The following is an 18,880-nucleotide window of genomic DNA, read 5'->3' as shown; positions in this document are numbered from 1 at the left end:
ACCCACGTGGACCAGGTACGTTCGATTCGTGGCTGGATTCAGGATCGGACGCGGCCGGGACAACAACCGCACCCCGCAACAACACCCGCAGCAGCAGCCGTACGGCACGCAGGCACCGCCTCCGTCGTACGGCCAGCAGTCATGGCCCCCGGCAGGGGGCACCGGCGCTCCGCCGTACAACGGCGGGCACCAGGGCCGCCCTCGCACCGCCGGGCACCAGGGCGGGCAGAGCGCGGGCAGACACGGGGAGCCGGAGTACTTCGGTGATCCGTATCACCAGGCCCCGCCGCAGGACCCGTACGCCAACAACCCGGGTCACACGCAGGCGTTCAGCATCAACGAGGACCCGTACAACGACGGGAACACGTACCTCTCCGGGCAGGCGCCCGCCCAGCACGCAGGCCCGCGCCTGCCCTGGAAGGACCTGCTCAAGGGCATCGTGATGCGGCCGGGCCCGACGTTCTGGCAGATGCGCGACTACCCGGTCTGGGGCCCCGCGCTCGTCGTCACGTTCCTCTACGGCCTGCTCGCGCTCTTCGGCTTCGACCAGGCCCGCGACGAGGCGATCAACGCGACGATCTCCACCGCCGTGCCGTACGTCGTCGTCACGGGCATCGGCTTCGTCATCGGCGGGCTGGTCCTCGGCGCGGTCACCCACACCCTGGCCCGCCAGCTCGGCGGCACCGGCTCCTGGCAGCCGACCGTGGGCTTCTCGATGCTGATCATGTCGATCACGGACGCCCCGCGCCTGCTCTTCGCGGTATTCCTCGGCGGCGAGAACCTCCTCGTGCAGGTGCTCGGCTGGATCACCTGGCTGGCCGCCGGCGCGCTGTTCACCTCCATGGTGAGCAAGTCGCACGACCTGCCGTGGCCGAAGGCGCTGGGCGCCTCCGCGATTCAGCTGATCGCCCTGCTGTCGATCATCAAACTAGGGACGATCTGAGCCCTTCCCACCTCCGCTCCCTCACCTCCCACTCCCTCGCGGACGACGAAAGGGCCCCCGGCTCGAATGCCGGGGGCCCTTCTCCGTCGTCCGTCGGTTGTCCGACCCACCACGCTGGCCTAGGAGTCGAGCACCTGTCCCTCACGGCGCACGACGGGCTTCTCCACGCTCCACGGGAAGTTGATCCACTGGTCGGTCTTCTTCCACACGTACTCGCACTTCACGAGCGAGTGCGGCTTCTCGTAGATGACCGCGCTGCGGACCTCGGCGACGTGGTCGATGCAGAAGTCCCGCACCAGCTTCAGGGTCTTACCGGTGTCGGCCACGTCGTCGGCGATCAGGACCTTCTTGCGCGAGAAGTCGATCGCGTTGGGGACGGGTGCCAGCATGACCGGCATCTCGAGGGTGGTTCCCACGCCCGTATAGAACTCCACGTTGACCAGGTGGATGTTCTTGCAGTCCAGCGCGTACGCCAGCCCGCCCGCGACGAAGACCCCGCCCCGCGCGATGCTGAGGACCACGTCCGGCTCGTACCCGTCGTCGGCCACGGCCTGCGCGAGTTCGCGCACGGCCAGCCCGAAGCCCTCGTACGTCAGGTTCTCCCGCACGTCACCGCTCATCCGGCATCACACCTGTGTCCGATGGAAGTTCATGAACGAACGCGAGGCCGTCGGCCCGCGCTGCCCCTGGTACCGGGAGCCGTACCGCTCGGAGCCGTACGGGAACTCCGACGACGAGCTGAGCTTGAACAGGCACAGCTGTCCGATCTTCATACCCGGCCAGAGCTTGATCGGCAGCGTCGCGACGTTCGACAGCTCCAGGGTCACGTGACCGGAGAAGCCGGGGTCGATGAACCCGGCCGTCGAGTGCGTCACCAGCCCGAGCCGACCCAGCGAGCTCTTGCCCTCCAGTCGCGACGCGAGATCGTCGGGGAGCGAGATGACCTCGTAGGTGGAAGCGAGCACGAACTCACCGGGGTGGAGGATGAACGCCTCGTCACCCTCCGGCTCGACCATGCGGGTCAGGTCTGTCTGCTCCACGGCAGGGTCGATATGCGGATAGCGGTGGTTCTCGAACACCCGGAAGTAGCGGTCGAGCCGCACATCGATGCTCGAGGGCTGCACCATCGACGCGTCGAACGGGTCAATGCGTACCCGTCCGGCGTCGATCTCGGCCCGGATGTCCTTATCTGAGAGAAGCACGTCCCGAGGATACGCAGAACGCGCGAGCCCGCCCCAACCGGACCGCCCTCGCGCGCCTGCCTGCCACTGTCTCCCGGCCCTCGGCCGTGCCCGGAACCCCCGGTCACACCCCGGCCGAACGTCCTACCGCAGCCCTACGACTGCTCCACGGCGGCCGTGTTGTCCTGCGCCTCTGGCTACCGCCGCTCTACCACTGCTGCTGCTCTACCGCTGCTCGAACACCACGGGCACCGCCTGTCTCAACCGGGCACAGCGCGGACAGCGGATGAGCCGCCCGGGGCCGATCCGGCCGGACCCGAGCTGCTGCATCGGGAACGACGAGGTAGTAAAAACGTGCCCTTCGGCACAACGGACGACGGTGCGCTCCATCGACTCCATCAAGCCCCTTCCCCAACCAAGCCTTGGACGAGAAAGCCACATTAGGGGATGAACAGGACGCCACTCCAGGCGGCACTCCGACCACCACGCTACGCCTTCAACTCCCCTTCACCACACCCGCGTCCACACCACCACACACCCACCCCAACAGCGCGAAGACCCCGCGGCGCCGACGCCGGGGGCCTGCCATGAGGTAGAGTGTGCGGCGATGCACTGCCGATCATCGGCGCGCTTCGCGGGTGTAGTTTAATGGTAGAACATGAGCTTCCCAAGCTCAGAGCGCGAGTTCGATTCTCGTCACCCGCTCCATGATGAAGGCCCTGGTCGGAGACCAGGGCCTTGTTTGTTGTCTAGACCATTTTTAGGGCTCGTGCCATTCGCGTGCCATAAAGACCCTTCTCATCTGCATCGATAGTGGATCCGCCGCGCATGAGGGCGAGCGCTCCGCCACCAGGTCCCGCATCGTGAGATCGCTTCCAAGTCGCCTGCGTCGCGTGCGCGGTGCGGACTGTCTGCTCCTTTGCGATCAACGCCGCGCAGCCCGTGGGGCGGATGGTCCGGGAGGACGTGGCACCAGCGGGTGAACGGTCGCGCCGCCGCCCCCTGAACCTGTAGCCGCCTGCTGGCGGCGTACATCGAGATCGATGTGGGCAGCGAGCCTGCGCTGATGTTCCTTGGTGGAGTGCTGATAGATCAGCTGCGCGCGCTCAGAGGACTGACCGGCCCGGACCATGAGGTCCTTGAGCTTGGCACCGGTGTCGGCCACCGGTAGCCTCCAGCCGCTCGACGCGCCACGTGCGCACGCCCGGCGGCGTGATGTCATCCAGGTTCATCGAGGCGAACGCGGGCAGCAGGTGCAGGCGCAGGAGCCTTCGGTACAGCTCCTCCGTGGTGGCGGAGAGCCCGCGCTCCGCGACCCATTTCATGGCGTACGTCTCGAAGTTGATCGAGCCGGCGTCGGGATCCACCCAGTACTTGCGCTCGATGTCTGCCTGGGTGAGCGTGAGCCAGGTCTGGGCCTCGGTACGCGTCTCGAAGGTCTCCGGGGCGGTGCGACGGCTGCCGTTCGGAGCCCAGTAGCGCGTCTGCCACCGCCCCGAAGGAAGCTGACGAACGGTGCCGAATTCACGCCGCCGCTGCGGCTTGCGGGCAGCCATCAGGCGGCCTTCCCGAAAAGGGAACGCGCGTCGCCGAGAGTCGGAACGGTGCCGCCGCCCGCTGGCACGACCAACGACAGCACAACCAGCAGACCGCAGCCGCCCACCAGACTCTGCTCCACCTCCAAGCCGCCTACGAGCGAACCTCATCCGGGCACCTGCTTGCTGCCGACCAGCATCGACCGCCTCGGAAGGTCGCAGTCCGGTACGCCCATCTCATCCGCCGGACCGCCCCCGCACACGCCGACCAAATCCTCGCCGACCCCGCCACCGATGCGCTGACCACCGCATTGGCCGCCGCGGAGACCGCAGGCCACGATCCCGGCCGGCTATTGCAGCAGGCGGCAGACGAACGCGCCCTCGACGACGCCCGCTCCCCAGCACACACACTGGCCTGGCGCGTACAACGGCTCTCGCAGAGGCCCGCTCCAAGGCGGCAAGCTCAGGCGGCACAGGCACGTAGCACCGTCCTACGCCCCGTAGCTCTCCCGCAGCCTGCGACACCGGCCACACCCACCGCTACCTCTCGGCCTCGGCGTAGGTGATCAGCCCTGGGCAGGCACTCTCAGCGGAAGCAGGGTCAAGCGGTTCTTCCCGACCGGAGCTGAGAGAGAACCTGCGCGACCGGCAAGTCGTACTGGTCCTTGTCCTGCTCCCAGAATGAAAGGGCCCGAGCCGTGGCCTCGGCCATGTCCGCGGGCAGGTCGGCCGCCCGGAGAGTATCGGCGACCTCTTCCATCTCAGGCGCCCAGCGCCAGGCCCTGGCAGCCACGCTCGGCAGGTACCCCGGATCGGAGAGGATCGCCGAGACCATGATCTCGGCTTCAGCTGTGAGCTGGTCGCCGACTCCATGGGCGTGTGCGAGCGCGTGGGAGACCCCCGCGAGAGTACGAGCGGCCTTCTGGTAACTGGCGAAGGCCATCTTCAGGGCGGAAGCCGAACCGATGGCCTCGCCTGCCCGGCACACATCCAACGAAGAGTCCGTGAACAGCGGCTCCACCAGGTCGACGGCGGAGCCGACCCCTGCGAGATAGAGCCGTGCCGTACGCCCTTCACCTGGCGGCGGACCGAAGACGGCGCCGTCGACGACCCCGGAGCCGGGGCGGATCTCCTCCGCGATGCGCTGTACGCGCTGGGGACTGATGGCATTGACATCGACGTACGCCCCAGCGAAGGCGTGCGCAGCCACGGCCGCTGCCACGTCTTCCGCCGCCTGCGGTGGGCAGACCGAGAGAACGACCGCGCTACGGGACAACGCTTCCGCGAGCGAGTCGCAAGCTGTGGCGCGGACCTCCCTCGCGCGGCGCCACGTGTTCTCACTGCGTTCCTTGGGCACCCACAGCACCTCATGGCCGCCGGCGACAAGCTCGGCGGTGACCGCCGCGCCCATAGATCCCGGGTGCAAGACGGTCACGACGGTCACTGGCTGCCTCCGGCGAAATGCGACGTGGTGTGTTCCTCATCAACATGATCCGCTGCCGTAGCAGCAACGACGGAGAACTCAGCACCTGGCTCGGACGAGCCGGTCGCCGATAAGGCAAAAGTTCCCCTGCCTCGTGTTGGCCCTTCATGGCGAAGCAGGGAACACGGCTGTGGCACCCCTGTCCCGGCAGCTCGTCTCACGCGCAAGCCGCGTCATGGGTACCGTGCTGGAGACGAACTCTGTACGGACAGACCGGCGATCGCGCCGGATCGTCCGGCGGCCGGGAGGTGTCCTGATGCTGGAGGAAGCCGAGGAGATCGGCAAGCGCGTCCGCAGGGCGAGGCTGCGGTTGGGTATGCCACAGGCCGACCTTGCGACGGCCCTGGGGAAGTCGCAGGGCTGGGTGTCGAAGATGGAACGTGGCCTGATCGAGCTGGACAGGGTCGGGCTGCTCAACCAGGTGGCCGCGGAGCTGCACGTCCATCCGAACGACCTGATCGGGCGGCCGTACAGCAGCTCCCCAGACGACAACCAGTGGCAGGTTGCCGCCTCGTCGATCTTGCGCGAGCTGCGCCGCTACGACCTCGTCCCCGTCTTCGACGGGGCTCCGCGGCCCGCATCACAGCTGTGGCGTGAGGTGACCCGGCTGCACCGCTTGCGGGACACCGCTTCCAACGTGGCGATTCTCCGCGTTCTCCCGGACCTGTTCCGCGAGGCGCGCGCCCTGGCTGAGGAGTCGGAGGGGCACGAGCGGGAGGAGGCGTATGCCATCTACGCCGTGTGCTGCAAGTTCGCGCACACCGCCGCCCACTCCCTCGGGCACCCCGAACTGGTCGCCATGGCCTGCGAGCGGGCCGCCTGGTCAGCCAGGTTGTCGGGAGATCCGGTGCTGCCCGCCGTCGCCGACTGGATGAGGGTCTGGGACATGTGGGCGACGGCTGACTGGGCCGACGCTCTGACGCTCTCGGACAAGGCGATCACCTCGGTGGAGCAGGAGTACGACCGTGGTGAGCCGCTGGCCGTGCGGGCCTGGGGCACGCTGCAGCTACGGGCTGCGGTCTCCGCCGCCCGAGCCGGCCGCGCCTCGGAGGCCGAGGACCGGATCGGACACGCGAAGGCTGCTGCCGAGCGCATGGACGCGTATGTCGGGGCACCGGTGTACGACCGGCATTCGCTGACGTTCTCCGCCGGGAACGTGCAGATCCACGCGATCAGCGTGGCGCTGGAGATGGGCAAGCAGGGCAAGGCGCTGGAGATAAACCGCCGTACCAGCCCGGGACTGGTGGGTTCGCTGCCCAACTCCCGCCAGGGACATCACCACATGGATGTCGCGCGAGCCTGGTTGTGGGACGGGAACCGGGGAAAGGCCCTGGCCGAACTGGAGACAGCCGAGCGGATCGCGCCCCAGCTCGTACGGAACCACCCCATCGCCCGTTCGACGCTTCGCAGCATCGTCTACGCGGAACGAGCAGCCACGCGGGAGAAGCTGCGGCGCATGTCCGACCGCTTCCACCTGGACGGATAGAGGTCGTATTCCTCCGGCTCATATTCGAGGGTTGGCCGGCCCCTAACTTCAGGGCATGACGCCACGACGTTCTCCCCACCTCCCATCCCAGGGAGCCGGGTTAGGTACCGCAGCTCCCTTCATTCCCCGGCTCGGCGACCTCGCCACCGACAGTGCCCGCGAGGACCGTGTGGGGGTCGTGGTCGCCCTCCCTGGTGAGGGCTCCGCCACGACCTACCACCTGCGCCCTCCCGGGGGCGGGACCCAGTGGTCCGCGCCCGCTGACGGGACGACGCTCAGGCCCGTGCCGGTGAAGGCCACCCACGCGACGCTGCTGGCCGGCCGGGACGCGGTCTACGACCCGAGGGCCCGGCAAGGGTCAGTTCCCGTCGAGTTCCACTTCGATGACGGCTCGCCCCTCAACGGCGCCCTCATCCTCACCACGGCGGAGCTGGAGCGGTTGTACGCGCAGACCAGCCGCCTCTTGGATGCACACGAACGCGCCCTCGGCGGCACCTCGTGACCGGGGCACGGCGCCGCCATGCCCGAATCGCCGCGTCCACAACCGCACGCGCCGACCACGGAGGTCGAATCGCGCTCACGTTCTTGGCCGTCGCCGGCCTGGTCGGACCGGCCTGGGCACTGCGTGAGCACGCCGGCCCGCTCCTTGAAGGAGCTGGCCATCGGCCCACCGCCGTCGCACCGGACGCGAGCCTGCCCTCCGACCGCTGAGGCCGCTCCCGGCACCGCCGCCGTCTGCCCGCGCTCGACCGCCGGAGCCTCCCAGGCTGCTCTCTCGTCGAGCGGCGCTGAAGAACCGCCCCGCCCAGCGCGGCTTCGGCTGCCCGGAGCGGGACGGCCTGCACCTCGTCAGCCATCTGGAACATCCACGCGTGATTCCACAGGGAGGGATCATGGACATCCCGTACATCGTCATCGACCAGCTCGTCCCCGACCAGCAGCAGGTCTGGAAGACGTACTTCGGCGACGCCGACCGCCCCCGCTACATCGAGGAAGGCATCTGGCGCCGCACCCAGGAGAAGGCCACCGCCGGCCAGTCCGGCTGGGCGGCCTCCGACGACGCACGGCGGCGGATCATCCACTACCGCTACCGGTACGGACTGGTGCCCACCACGGCTGCGCCGGCCATCGGCTTGACCGACCTGTACCTCTATCACTCCGCGTCCGCCCCGGCCGACGAGGTCGCCGCGCACCACGACGCCCTGTGGGATTCGCTCGCCGCTGGCGGCTGGAAGGAGGCTCCCGGTGGATTCTTATGGACCCGACGGGATCTGAAGTGCCGGATCACCGAGCACGACGTCCACCCCCAGGACGCCTCTGCGGGCCGCACCCTCCCAGCCGGCTACCGGAGCCTGGACGTGCAGATCGCCTCTGTGTCCTACGCGCCGCCGCCCGCTGTCCGGCAACTGCCGTGGAACGTGCTCTCCACCGGAATCCGGTTCAAAGACCGCCCCGGCACGCCGACCCGCGTGCCGGACCTATCCGTCCTCGCGAACCTACGACCGTTCCAGGTGGAGATCGGATGCGGTACGTCGGTCGAGGCGGGCATCCCGCCCCTGCACCGGCTCCACGAGATCTACCGGGTCACCGACCGTCAGGGCCACGAGCCGCGGGAGCACCGCTTCACCCTCTCCCCGACAGCGGACCCGCTCCTCCATGAGGTGCTGACGGAGCCGGAGGAGAAGACGGCGGAATTCGTGGAGATGTTCCGTGCCTGCTTCCTGGCCGAGCCGACCCCAGCCATGTGGGCACTGAAGGAACTGAAGGACGCCGGGCACCTCGTCGGTCCGGTCATCACCAACAACTTCGACGTGCTCGCCGCGCGGGCCGGGCTCGACGAGTGCTTCATGCGCCGCTACGACCAAGCCGTACCCGACGTCGAGTGGGTCGACGGCGCCAAGGCACTCCTCGTCGTCGGCCTGCACGCCGACCGGCGCAAGGTCCAGGCTCGTGCCCGGGCTCGCGGCATGCAGGTCGTCTATCTGGACCCGGAGGGCTTCTGGCACGACGGCCAGTTCATGCCGTACCCGCTGGAGGGGCCCCAGGACGGTGACTTGGTGTGCCGGGCAACCGCCGCTGAGGCGTTGCGCGCACTGGTCAATCTCCTGAAGCAGCAGGCTGGTTGATTGACCTGCACGAAGAGGGCCGCGCCGGGTGGTGGCGCTAGCGTGACGCACCCGGCCGGCCCGGACTCCCCGGGCGGGCGAGAGGCAAGGAAAGGAGCGTCGACCCCATGCGCGTATCCGTCATCGGCTGTGGTCACCTGGGCATCCCCCACGCCGCTGCCATGGCCGAGATCGGCCACGAGGTCATCGGCGTAGACCTGGACCAGGCGAAGATCGACCGTCTCAACGTCGGCGAGTGCCCTATCTACGAGGACGGCCTGCCCGAACTCCTCAGCACCCACACCGCCACTGGACGACTGCGGTTCACCACCAGCCTCGAAGAGGCGGCCGAGTTCGCGGACGTCCACTTCCTCGCCGTGGGCACGCCGATCGACGCGGACGGACGCAGCTACGACACCGGACAGGTCTTCGGCGCCGCCCGCGCCCTCGCCCCGCACCTGTCTCGTCCGACGGTGATCATCGGCAAGTCCACCGTCACCGTCGGCACCTCACGCGACCTCGGCGCACTCCTCGCGCGTCTCTCCCCGGCCGGTGAGGACGTGGAGGTCGTCTGGAACCCGGAGTTCCTCCGCGAGGGCCACGCCATCGACGACACCCTGCGACCCGACCGGATCGTCGTCGGCGTCCCCTCGGCCCGCGCAGAGGACGCCGTACGCCAGGTCTACGCACCTCTCCTGGCGAACGGGATCCCGCTGTTCGTCACCGACCCCGCCACCGCCGAACTCATCAAGGGCGCCGCCAACGCCTACCTCGGCATGAAGATCTCGTTCATCAACGGTGTCGCCGACATGTGTACCGCTGCCGGAGCCGACGTCCAGCAGCTCACCGAGGCCATCGGACTCGACCCCCGTATCGGCCGCGGCGGCCTCAACGCCGACCCCGGCTACGGCGGCGGCTGCCTCCCCAAGGACGTCCGCGCCTTCACAGCCTCAGCCAGCACCCTCGGAGCCACCGAGGCAGCAATCCTCCTGCGGGCGGCAGAGCAGGTCAACGAATCCCGCCCCACCGCTGCGCTGAAGCTCATCGAGCGGACCCTCGGCCACCCCGTCGACGGCGTACGCGTCACCGTCTGGGGAGCTTCCTTCAAGGCTGGCACCGACGATGTCCGCGAATCCCCGGCCCTGGCGATCGCCGCCCTCATGCACCAGCGCGGTGCGACCGTCACCGTCCACGACCCGCACGCCGTGCCCACGGCACTGCGCCGACACCCGGAGCTCGACTACGCCGAAGCCCTCGACGACTCCGTCCAGGGCGCCCAACTGATCGTCCTGGCCACCGAGTGGCCCCACTTCCGAGAGGCCGACCCCAAGGCCCTCGCCCCACTGGTCGCGGCCCCGGTCCTCGTCGACCTCCGCAACCTCATCGACGCCGACGCCTGGCGCATGGCCGGATGGACCGTACGCCAGCTCGGACGACCCGCACAGGAATAGCCGAACCCATCGACCCGGAGGTCCGCCATGGACACCCTGTGGGACAACATCGAGAAGCTCTCCGCCGTCTGCCGAGCGGCTGGCGCCCATCTGCCCGACGAGGAACTCAAGGCCCTCCAGGTCGGGAAGGTCGCCGAGGAGGCCGGCGAGGCCATGCACGCCCTCCACGGCCTGAAGGGCCTCACGACCTGCGGTGACGACCATGCCTGGTCCGAGGTCCAGAACGACCTCGTCGGCGCCGTCATCGCCGCCCTCCTGGCCATGCACTACATCGACCCCACAGGCGCCCGCGCCACCTTCGACGAGATCCTCCACCGTCGGACGCGCAGGGGCCGAGAGGCTGCGGCCTGACGATCTCCGAACCCACCGCCGACCGCACCTGCGAAGCGCGGTCGGCGATCACACTCAGGGGCCAACGTTGCCGTGACAGCGATGTCAGCCCCTTTCACGCGAGCATGTGTGGTTCTACGACGCGGTGGGAGCCGTAGGGCCCCTGCCGGGGCCCTGGCGGGAGAGCCCCCGGTGGGGCTGCGCGGGCTGGTTCCGGTGCACGCTCAGCAGCAGCCCCAGGGTGTCGGTCACGATGTGCCGACGCCTCCCGTTGATCTTCTTGTTCCCGTCGTAACCACGTGAGGCGGCCGGAACGTTGGCGGCGGCCTTCACCGACTGCGAGTCCACGATCCCCGCGCTCGGCTGCGGGTTCCTGCCTGCCCGCGTCCGGACCTGCTCGCGCAGCCGGTCGTGGAACTCGGCGATCAACCCGTGCTCCCGCCACCGGCGGAAGAACGCATACACCCGCTCCCAGCAGGGAAAGTCCGCGGGCATCGCCCGCCACTTGATGCCGTTGTCGACGAGGTAGCGGACCGCGTCGATCATCTGCCGGTGGCAATACGACTCCGGCCGGCCCGCCCGCCTGCCCAGCCAAGCCGGGACCGGCAGCAACGGGCGCACCCGCGCCCATTCCACGTCCGACATATCCGTCGGATACCGGCGTCGACGCTCGGGCTGATCGGACGCGTTTCCGTACACGCGCGCGAGACAGTCACACGACCGCGCCGAACCACTGGCCTCCGGACCCATCGATGCGGTGAACTGGAACAACAGGGCCTCCTGGAAACGGTGATCTCAACAACCACTCGCTTCCAAGAGGCCCTGTCTTCATGCCTCGACCGCACGAGGATCACCCACCCGGGACCGATGCACAGAACATCAGCTCGACCGCCAGACCACATGATCGATTGAACTACGGCTTCTCAAGCCCGATCGAGCGCCCTGTGTACCCGTTCTGCACCCAACACGTCCGTCGGCTTCTTCAGGTCGCCAGCACCCCACGAGCACATATGTCAACTATGATAGTTGTTATATGCTTCAGCGTATGGAGACGAAGACGTACACAACCATCGACCTGCGCAAGGGGATGGGCGAGATCCTGGACCGGACCCGGATCGCCGGTGAGGCCGCCGCCATCACCCGTAAGGGGAAGACGGTCGCCTACTTGGTGCCGGCCGAGTGGTTCGAGCAGATGGCCCGTCGGCACCAGTCGCACGAGGACCGGCACGAGGCCGCCTGACCCACCCTCCATACCAAGGAGCCCGAACCATGCCCGCCCATGCACTCCACTTCGATGGGTACGAGGGGGAACCCCTGCGGTTGCCACCCATGCCCGAACACACGCCTCAAGCACTTCGGTTGGCGATTCAGGAACACACTCCGCACCTCCTCCCGGACTTTGAGGCTCACTGGAAGCGCGTCATCGGCGACGCCTTCAACATCACCCCCGTGCCGGCCTTCATGCGCCTGTGGTGGACGCAGTACGCCATCGCCCGGAATCCCGTCCTCGACTCGCACCTTCGCGACCTCGAAGCCCGCGCCGCCAAGTCCGAGGACCCCGAGGAGTCCATCCGGCTTCTGGAGGAGTACAGCCGCCTCCGGCACGAAGCCGCCGAGAGGAAGCCCGGAGAGTGATCGACGAACCACTCCGGCCGCCTTGGCAAATGGACTGGACGAAGCAAGCGCAGCACGACTTCCAGGACATGCCCGCCGAAGCCAGTGACCTGGTCATGAGTGCCCGTGCGGAACTGATCACTGCCGAAGACCGTACTTTCGGGGAATCGACGCCGATGCCTCGCTCCCGCACTGGATGACCGTCCGACCGCTGGCCTCCACGAGCCCCAGTGGCCCCCACATCGTCGACCTGGCCGGCGGACGCGGCTGGCTCATCTACACCTTCATGCGCCGCCACGCCGACCCACAGATCGTCGTCACCGAAGCCTTCTGGGCCTGACGGGTGGGCCACCGCGGCGTCTGCACCAGGGGCGGCTTCCTTTTCCTGTCACCCTCCTCCAGCACACGACCTCAGGTTGATGACCATCCGTCGACGTGCCCGATCCGTGCCCTTCGGAGCGGACAGCAGCGGTCAGGTACGGCACCCAGGGACCTCGCCGACCTCACCCAATCCAGCCAAAAATGCAGGTCAGAGCCACCATGGCAGTGCAAGAACCGTTGATTCCCAAGCTCAGAGCGCGAGTTCGATTCTCGTCACCCGCTCCACAACTAAGGCCCAGGTCAGCGACCTGGGCCTCTCTTCGTCATCCAGAGGTCGGAGTTTCAGGGGGTCCCGCCCACCCGAAGGTCGGGGCATCAACGGCACCCCGCGCCGGGCAAGCGTGGTGGATTTGCCTGTTGCCCGCCTGTACTCAGGTTCCCTCGGTCCAGTACTGATGGAGCCGAGCCACCGCATCTTCCTTGGTCAACTCGGCAACCGTCTCCTCTGCGAGACCGACCCGATGGATCAGCAAATGCACCAGGTCCGCAGGCAGGGCTTCCTTCGGCACCTCCGGGGCTCCCCGGTCCGGGAGCCGGCCATCGAGCACGCAGTCCCAGAATTCACCTTCGGAGACGTCGAGCTGGTCCCGCAGGATGTGACCCCACATCCCCGCGCCGTAGACCGTGCGGTCCACCGGGTGGGAAATCCTCGTGCGCAGGGTCCGCGCATCGTGAAGCGTCAGCTCGTAGGTGACGTGATGAGTTCCGGTGCGCCCGCGCGCGTCTCGTACGCGCTCCCATTTCTCGACGGCACAGAACCTCTCATGACGCTCACGGTCCGGCTGCGGTCGGTTCACCGGCCTGTTCCAACCAGCCAGTCGGCAAGCTGCTGGTCATCGCTCAGAGCGATCAGCTGCACCAGACCCCAGTTGTCCTGATGGTTAGGGGCTGTGCGCAGACGGTCCTGCCAATCCTCGGCATACTCACGGAGAGCATCGACCATTTCACTGATGGCCTCATCAAAGGACGCCCCGTCCGCTGCTACTGGGAGCCCCGGGATGAAGATCGACCAGCCTCCGGACTCCGCGACAACCTGCGCCCTCGCCGAGCAGACCAGTGACAGGTAATGGCGCAGTCGCTCAACATCCACGACCGCAGCCCGGCCAGTGTCCCGGCGCACTGTCGCCACCCGGCCCTCGCCCGCCGCGTCAAGAAGATCCTTGAGGTGCGTCCGCGCCTCGGTGTAGCTCTCGTAGTGCACTGCGGACATGGTGCCCTCCTCCGGGTCCCTATCAGGATGCCCTCTCTCAGCAAGTACGTCAAGTACGTTACGTACTCCAGACGCCTCAGGCTCGACTGGGTCACGGGCTCCGCAGGCAGCCGCAGCGGGCCGTCCACTGCGGCTGCCTGCGGCTGGAGTAAGGGCCCCACAGGCTGACCACGATCGCCGCCAGAGCGAATCACTGCCGCGACCCGCCCCTCACGGCACCCCTCCGAGCGCTCCGTGCCACTGCGCACGGCTCACAGGGGTAGTACATGACCGCCACCCGCTCGGCATGCGCCGAGGGCCGCCCCTCCCGGTCGCCGTGCCCCATCCGTGCCCTTCGGAGCGGACAACAGAGGACAAGCACGGCTGCCAGAGGCCACACCGATCTCCCTCCCTCCGGGAAAACATGCAGGCCAGGGCCACTGTGACAGGTCAAGAACCGTTGATTCCCAAGCTCAGAGCGCGAGTTCGATTTTCGTCACCCGCTCCATGAAAAAGCCCCAGGCCAGCGGCCGGGGGCTTTTTTCCATGCAGCACCTTGTCACCGTCCGGTCGGCCCCGGTGACCTCTCCCTGGATAATCGGCGTATGGCATCCCAGCCCAGTCTTTCCGATCTTCGCCGTGCCAAGTTCGCCCGGCGCGCGCCCGCAGCACTGTCCGAACTTGCTGGCCCCGAGCACGGCACAGTGAGCCTGCCACTTCACCTGGCGTGGTCGGGACTGACCACGTTCGACCTCGATCAGCCGCGGCTGCGGATGAGCTACTACCGAATCGTCCTGGCCGAGGGCCGGCACGACGACCTGGTCCAGTACCTCAATCGCGGCCTTCTCATCAGACTGTGGCCCACACTGCGCACACTGATCAGCCGTGATGTCCGTGAAGTCTGGGAACGCTCCTTCGACGAACTCGCCCACAGCGCCCGGGCCGCTGCGTGAACCTCACCGACCTGCACCGTCGCCTGCTTGCAGACGTGCTCGCCGTAGGCGGCTCCTACCCTCTGGCGCTTACCGGCGGCTACGCGGTCCAGGCGCACGGCCTGGTCGACCGGCTCAGCCAGGACCTCGACGTCGCGACCGAGAACCCCGAGCGCATGGAGGACATTGCGACTGCCGTGCGCATCGGCTTGGAGCAGCGCGGGTGGCAGGTCAGTGCTCTGGAAACAGACCCGCTGTCCGCGCGCCTGATCGTCACCGATCCCACCAGCCGTGAAGAGTGCGAAGTCGACATCCTCAAGGAAGCCCTCTGGCGACCGCCTGTGCACACCAAGCACGGCTTGGTGCTGTCACTCGAAGATGTCGTCGGAACCAAGGTCCGCGCGCTGTCCGACCGCGGGCTCGCCAGAGACCTGATCGACGTTCAGGCCGCAGCGAACCACTGGAGTCACGTCGAACTCGAAGAGCTCGGACGGCGCCATGCCCGCGACTCCTTCGACCTGAGCGAGCTGCAAGCTCGACTGGGCGGAGCCGACTGGATCGACGACACGGAATTCGCCGCCTACGGACTCGACGAGCAAGCAATCACCAGGCTGCGGCAGTGGGCACAGACATGGGCCAGCGACATCGGCGAACGACTCCAGGAGCTGGAGGCTCCGCACGAAGACTGACAACCTCACGGGTGCCGGCCGCTCGGCAAGGACGCGATTCGGGGCAGGCTGCACCACCCCGCAATTGCTGTGCCCCATCCGTGCCCTTCGGAGCTGACAACAGCGGTCAAGCACGGCCACCAGAGCCCACGCCGCACCGCCCTCGCAGACCCACCAACCAGGTCAGCGGCCTGCTCGCCGGCGCGAGCGCGGTGCTTCCCGAACCCAGAGCGCGAGTTCGATTCTCGTCACCCGCTCCATATGAAAGCCCCAGGTCAGAGGCCCGGGCTTCCTTGCTTTCCAGATCGGCCCAAGCGTCGCGTACCACCTTGACCATCTGTCCGCTGTTCAGCACCCTTCCCGCGAGCGGCCCGGAGCATCTTGTCCAGCCCGCCAGTCATCTCTCTCTGCCGCTCGTGATCCGAGTGCTGATAGATCAGCGCGGCCTTCTCGGACGACTGTCCGGCCTGGTCCACCCGTGTCCCTGAGCGTGGCTCCAGTACGCGCCTCCAGGGCGAGCCCGGGGGCACCGGTGAGATGGCATGCCGCAACAGGTCGACCGCATACAAGCCGACCTCGGCCTCTTGGGACGGCGACCACGAGCGCGGAAGCAATGCATTGCATTTGTGCAACTTTCATTGATGCAAGTAATCTGCCCACAGGAAAGAACGATCTGCCGCTTTCGGTGTCGATTGAGGCCGCGCCCGGCGGCTCGGTAGCCGGTGGAGGTGGTGGCAATGTTGACGATGCCCAGGTCCACGCCGATGAACCCGGCCGGGTTCTCATTGACCGAGGCTGCGGGGACCTCGCATACCGCGATCAGGTAGAACACTCCGTCGCGTTCGATCAGATCCGACTCGCCCTTGCGGTACTCGCGGAGCGTCTTGAGCGCATCCGGGGAGCAGGCGAAGCGGACATCCTTCAACCGTCCGGCTGTGCTCCAGATCGACACCGTCTGTGCGTCGTACTGCCAGGACAGGCACCGGTCGTCGTACGGGTGCGCCGCATCCGGCCGGAACGCGATGGGCTTCGACTCCGCCTTGACGCGCCGCTTCGACCCTGGCTTGCCCAGGTTCCCGGCCCGGATGTTCGCCTTCAGCGTGGTGTAGGCGTCGCGGACCTTCTTGATCGTGTGCTGGGCGGCCTGCGCCCCAAGACCGGAGGCTTTCAGCTCGGCGTAGGTGTGCTTGCGCAGTTCGTACTCACGCGGTACACCGTGTGCGAACGCGACACCCAGGTGGCGCGGTCGTTGACCGTGCGCAGGGTCGCACCGATGGCCGGCGCCTGTACGGCATCCGGCATCAGCTTGACCTGCACGACGATCTTCATGCGGAGCATCGTACTACAATTGACCTATGTCACCACGCTGGGAACCAAACCCCAATATTCACAGGGGTCGAACGGTTGTCCACACTCTCCATGCTCATTTGGTCTTCACACCGAAGTACCGGCACGGACCCTTCACCGACGAGATCCTTCGCCGCTGCGAGGAGGTCATGCGGTCCGTCTGCGCCGACTTCGAAACGGAGCTGGTCGAGTTCAACGGCGAACGCGACCACGTGCACCTTCTCGTGCACTATCCGCCCAAAGTTTCCATCTCCAAGCTGGTGGGCTCCCTCAAGGGCGTGTCCGCCCGCAGGCTTCGCCAGGAGTACCCGGACCACATCCGCCGCTACCTGTGGGGCGCGCACTTCTGGTCGCCCTCATACTTCGCGGCGAGCTGTGGCGGAACACCGCTGTCCGTCATCAAGGAGTACATCGAGCAGCAGAAGCGTCCGTCGTGACCTGCGGGTCAGAGCAATCTTGAGAAGCGATTCCTCCCGGGCCTGAAGGCCCGGGGTTCCTCGCTAGATCCCGCTGAATGACCTACTGGTCCCCGTACGAACCGGTGGCCGTGGCGGGCGGCCCGGTCGCGCCGTGCTGATCCGAGGGCGGCGGCGCGTCGGCAAGTCCCGGCTCGTGGAGGAGTTCCTGGAACGCACCGAGCTTCCCCATGTCTTCTTCACCGCGGTCGGTGGCTCGAAGGCCGAGGACCTTGCAGGCTTCGCCGCCGAACTCGCCGCCTCTCCGCTCCCGGACGCCGGCCGTGTCACGGACTTCGCCACCCCGCAGACCTGGGACGCGGCTATGAGCCTGCTCGCCGGTGTCCTGCCTCAGGACACGCCCAGCGTGGTCGTGCTCGACGAGATGCCCTACCTCGTACGCGACGACCCCACTTTCGAGGGCGCGCTGCAGAAGGCCTTCGACCGGACGTTGTCCAAGCTCCCCGTACTGCTCGTCCTCATCGGCTCGGACATCGCGATGATGGAGCAGCTGAACACCTACGGTCGCCCCTTCTACCAGCGCGGCACCGAGATGGTCGCACCTCCGCTCAATCCGGCCGAGGTCGCCGCCATGCTCGACCTCCCGCCGGCTGAGGCGTTCGACGCCTTTCTTGTCTCCGGCGGTCTCCCGCTCATCCTTGAAGAATGGCCTCCGGGTGCCACTCTCTGGGACTACCTGGAGCAGGCACTGGTCCGCCCAACATCCGCCCTCCTCGTCAGCGGCGAGCGCACTCTGGCCGCCGAGTTCCCCACCGAGGCACAGGCCCGCACCGTGCTGAGCGCCATCGGACACGGGGAACGCACCTTCACCCTCATCGGCCGGGCAGCCGGCGACCTCAATCCAGGCTCCGTGAAACGTTCCCTGGAGCTCCTCACCAGCCGACGAATGGTGGCGGCCGACCTTCCGCTGTCCACCAGGCCGAGCCGCGAGAGCCGCTACCGCATCGCCGACCCACACCTGCGCTTCTGGCTCGCCTTCATCGGACCCGGCATCCCCATGATCGAGCGCGGGCGTGGAGACCGGGTACTCGAGTCGATCCGCACCAGTTGGACGTCCTGGCGGGGCCGCGCCGTCGAACCTGTGATCCGCGAGGCCCTATGGCGCCTGACCGACGACCGGCTACCCGAGGCCACCAACGTGATCGGCGGCTACTGGACCCGTACCAACGACCCCGAAATCGACCTCGTCGGCGCCGACCACTCCCCCATCGCCAAGAAGATCACCCTCGTCGGATCCATCAAGTGGCTGGAGAACAAGCCCTTCGACAACCGCGACCTCGCCCGCCTCGTCACCCACCGCTCACAGCTGCCCGGCACCGACGACTCCACCCCTCTGCTCGCCGTCGCCCGCAGCGGAAGCAGCGCCAGGGGCATCCTCAGCCTCACCCCCGACGACCTCATCACCGCTTGGGCGTGACACTCCCAGGGCCGTTCCCCGGCAGTAATCGCGTTCGTGCCCCATCCGTGCCCTTCAGAGCGGTAACCAGCGGTCAATCACGGCGCTGATAGGCCAGGGGGATCGCAACCTCTGGCGACAGAGGTGCAGGTCACAGCGCGAGCAGATGGGGAAAGCACCGGTGATTCCCAAGCTCAGAGCGCGAATTCGATTCTCGTCACCCGCTCTATGAAGCACTACCTGAAGCCCCAGGCCGACAGCCTGGGGCTTTGGTGTTGCTCAAGTCCGATCGAGCGCCCTGTGTACCCGTTCTGCACCCAACACGTCCGTCGGCTTCTTCAGGTCGCCAGCACCCCACGAGCA

19 protein-coding genes, 1 tRNA gene and 2 pseudogenes are annotated in these 18,880 nt (G+C 67.5%); 14 read left to right on the top strand and 8 right to left on the bottom strand.

Annotation, left to right across the window (positions count from 1 at the left end; all coding sequences use genetic code 11):
* The first annotated feature begins 28 nt into the window (after nucleotides 1-28).
* The gene (locus tag F0344_RS18770; protein WP_185299881.1) at nucleotides 29-943 is read left to right on the top strand and encodes a Yip1 family protein; all 915 of its coding nucleotides are present in this window, start codon (nucleotides 29-31) and stop codon (nucleotides 941-943) included.
* Between the two features lie 119 nt (nucleotides 944-1,062).
* On the opposite strand, the gene F0344_RS18765 is transcribed toward F0344_RS18770, so the two are convergent.
* Together F0344_RS18765 and dcd are read right to left on the bottom strand one after the other, a co-directional pair.
* Nucleotides 1,063-1,563, bottom strand: a complete 501-nt coding sequence (locus tag F0344_RS18765) for a phosphoribosyltransferase (RefSeq protein ID WP_185299880.1) — start codon at nucleotides 1,561-1,563, stop codon at nucleotides 1,063-1,065.
* A 6-nt stretch (nucleotides 1,564-1,569) separates the two neighbouring features.
* Complete coding sequence (dcd, locus tag F0344_RS18760; protein ID WP_185299879.1) at nucleotides 1,570-2,145, bottom strand: dCTP deaminase; 576 nt, start codon at nucleotides 2,143-2,145, stop codon at nucleotides 1,570-1,572.
* A 613-nt stretch (nucleotides 2,146-2,758) separates the two neighbouring features.
* Here dcd and F0344_RS18755 point away from each other — a divergent pair.
* A tRNA-Gly gene (locus F0344_RS18755) sits at nucleotides 2,759-2,832 on the top strand.
* A gap of 455 nt (nucleotides 2,833-3,287) precedes the next feature.
* Here F0344_RS18755 and F0344_RS18750 read toward each other — a convergent pair.
* Nucleotides 3,288-3,680: pseudogene (locus tag F0344_RS18750) on the bottom strand (tyrosine-type recombinase/integrase); the annotation flags it as partial.
* A gap of 580 nt (nucleotides 3,681-4,260) precedes the next feature.
* Nucleotides 4,261-5,103 carry an NAD(P)-dependent oxidoreductase gene (locus F0344_RS18745; RefSeq protein ID WP_185299878.1) on the bottom strand — a complete coding sequence of 281 codons (843 nt, stop codon included), beginning with the start codon at nucleotides 5,101-5,103 and terminating at the stop codon, nucleotides 4,261-4,263.
* Nucleotides 5,104-5,398: 295 nt separating this feature from the next.
* Between F0344_RS18745 and F0344_RS18740 the strand changes: the two genes are divergently transcribed.
* The 5 genes from F0344_RS18740 to F0344_RS18720 all read left to right on the top strand — a co-directional run bounded on the left by F0344_RS18740 (nucleotide 5,399) and on the right by F0344_RS18720 (nucleotide 10,535).
* Nucleotides 5,399-6,628 carry a helix-turn-helix domain-containing protein gene (locus F0344_RS18740; protein ID WP_145764345.1) on the top strand — a complete coding sequence of 410 codons (1,230 nt, stop codon included), beginning with the start codon at nucleotides 5,399-5,401 and terminating at the stop codon, nucleotides 6,626-6,628.
* A 178-nt stretch (nucleotides 6,629-6,806) separates the two neighbouring features.
* Complete coding sequence (locus F0344_RS18735) at nucleotides 6,807-7,130, top strand: hypothetical protein (protein ID WP_258050000.1); 324 nt, start codon at nucleotides 6,807-6,809, stop codon at nucleotides 7,128-7,130.
* A gap of 391 nt (nucleotides 7,131-7,521) precedes the next feature.
* Complete coding sequence (locus tag F0344_RS18730) at nucleotides 7,522-8,754, top strand: hypothetical protein (RefSeq protein ID WP_185299877.1); 1,233 nt, start codon at nucleotides 7,522-7,524, stop codon at nucleotides 8,752-8,754.
* 107 nt (nucleotides 8,755-8,861) lie between these two features.
* Complete coding sequence (locus F0344_RS18725) at nucleotides 8,862-10,184, top strand: UDP-glucose dehydrogenase family protein (protein WP_185299876.1); 1,323 nt, start codon at nucleotides 8,862-8,864, stop codon at nucleotides 10,182-10,184.
* Between the two features lie 27 nt (nucleotides 10,185-10,211).
* Nucleotides 10,212-10,535, top strand: a complete 324-nt coding sequence (locus tag F0344_RS18720; protein ID WP_185299875.1) for a MazG-like family protein — start codon at nucleotides 10,212-10,214, stop codon at nucleotides 10,533-10,535.
* Nucleotides 10,536-10,649: 114 nt separating this feature from the next.
* Here F0344_RS18720 and F0344_RS18715 read toward each other — a convergent pair whose 3' ends face one another.
* The gene (locus tag F0344_RS18715) at nucleotides 10,650-11,159 is read right to left on the bottom strand and encodes a transposase (RefSeq protein ID WP_258049999.1); all 510 of its coding nucleotides are present in this window, start codon (nucleotides 11,157-11,159) and stop codon (nucleotides 10,650-10,652) included.
* A 400-nt stretch (nucleotides 11,160-11,559) separates the two neighbouring features.
* Here F0344_RS18715 and F0344_RS18710 point away from each other — a divergent pair, with 400 nt between their 5' ends.
* The 3 genes from F0344_RS18710 (at nucleotide 11,560) to F0344_RS35910 (ending at nucleotide 12,468) form a co-directional block, all read left to right on the top strand.
* Nucleotides 11,560-11,754 carry a type II toxin-antitoxin system Phd/YefM family antitoxin gene (locus F0344_RS18710; RefSeq protein WP_103492353.1) on the top strand — a complete coding sequence of 65 codons (195 nt, stop codon included), beginning with the start codon at nucleotides 11,560-11,562 and terminating at the stop codon, nucleotides 11,752-11,754.
* A 29-nt stretch (nucleotides 11,755-11,783) separates the two neighbouring features.
* Complete coding sequence (locus F0344_RS18705; RefSeq protein ID WP_030595201.1) at nucleotides 11,784-12,149, top strand: hypothetical protein; 366 nt, start codon at nucleotides 11,784-11,786, stop codon at nucleotides 12,147-12,149.
* Between the two features lie 175 nt (nucleotides 12,150-12,324).
* Entirely contained in the window at nucleotides 12,325-12,468 is a 144-nt protein-coding gene (locus tag F0344_RS35910) for a hypothetical protein (protein ID WP_258049998.1), read from the top strand.
* Nucleotides 12,469-12,880: 412 nt separating this feature from the next.
* Here F0344_RS35910 and F0344_RS35905 read toward each other — a convergent pair whose 3' ends face one another.
* Both F0344_RS35905 and F0344_RS18690 read right to left on the bottom strand, forming a co-directional pair.
* A complete protein-coding gene (locus tag F0344_RS35905; protein WP_258049997.1) occupies nucleotides 12,881-13,144 on the bottom strand; it encodes a hypothetical protein in 264 nt (87 codons plus the stop codon).
* A gap of 158 nt (nucleotides 13,145-13,302) precedes the next feature.
* Complete coding sequence (locus F0344_RS18690) at nucleotides 13,303-13,719, bottom strand: prevent-host-death protein (RefSeq protein ID WP_185299873.1); 417 nt, start codon at nucleotides 13,717-13,719, stop codon at nucleotides 13,303-13,305.
* Nucleotides 13,720-14,303: 584 nt separating this feature from the next.
* Here F0344_RS18690 and F0344_RS18685 point away from each other — a divergent pair.
* Both F0344_RS18685 and F0344_RS18680 read left to right on the top strand, forming a co-directional pair.
* Nucleotides 14,304-14,651, top strand: a complete 348-nt coding sequence (locus F0344_RS18685) for a transcriptional regulator (protein WP_185299872.1) — start codon at nucleotides 14,304-14,306, stop codon at nucleotides 14,649-14,651.
* A complete protein-coding gene (locus F0344_RS18680) occupies nucleotides 14,648-15,319 on the top strand; it encodes a nucleotidyl transferase AbiEii/AbiGii toxin family protein (RefSeq protein WP_185299871.1) in 672 nt (223 codons plus the stop codon). The genes F0344_RS18685 and F0344_RS18680 overlap by 4 nt, the downstream gene beginning before the upstream one ends.
* Nucleotides 15,320-15,962: 643 nt before the next feature.
* Here the strand turns inward: F0344_RS18680 and F0344_RS18675 are convergent.
* A pseudogene (locus F0344_RS18675) lies at nucleotides 15,963-16,627 on the bottom strand (RNA-guided endonuclease TnpB family protein); the annotation flags it as partial.
* A 26-nt stretch (nucleotides 16,628-16,653) separates the two neighbouring features.
* On the opposite strand from F0344_RS18675, the gene tnpA reads away from it, so the two are divergent.
* Nucleotides 16,654-17,082: an IS200/IS605 family transposase gene (gene tnpA / locus F0344_RS18670; protein WP_185299870.1), complete on the top strand. Its 429-nt coding sequence runs from the start codon at nucleotides 16,654-16,656 to the stop codon at nucleotides 17,080-17,082.
* Between the two features lie 67 nt (nucleotides 17,083-17,149).
* Nucleotides 17,150-18,538: an ATP-binding protein gene (locus F0344_RS18665; protein ID WP_185302761.1), complete on the top strand. Its 1,389-nt coding sequence runs from the start codon at nucleotides 17,150-17,152 to the stop codon at nucleotides 18,536-18,538.
* Nucleotides 18,539-18,880 lie beyond the last annotated feature (342 nt).

This window comes from Streptomyces finlayi, assembly GCF_014216315.1.
Taxonomy (GTDB): domain Bacteria; phylum Actinomycetota; class Actinomycetes; order Streptomycetales; family Streptomycetaceae; genus Streptomyces; species Streptomyces finlayi_A.
The sequence above is the reverse complement of the archived record's forward strand: the minus strand, read 5'-3'. Positions and strand labels throughout refer to the sequence as shown.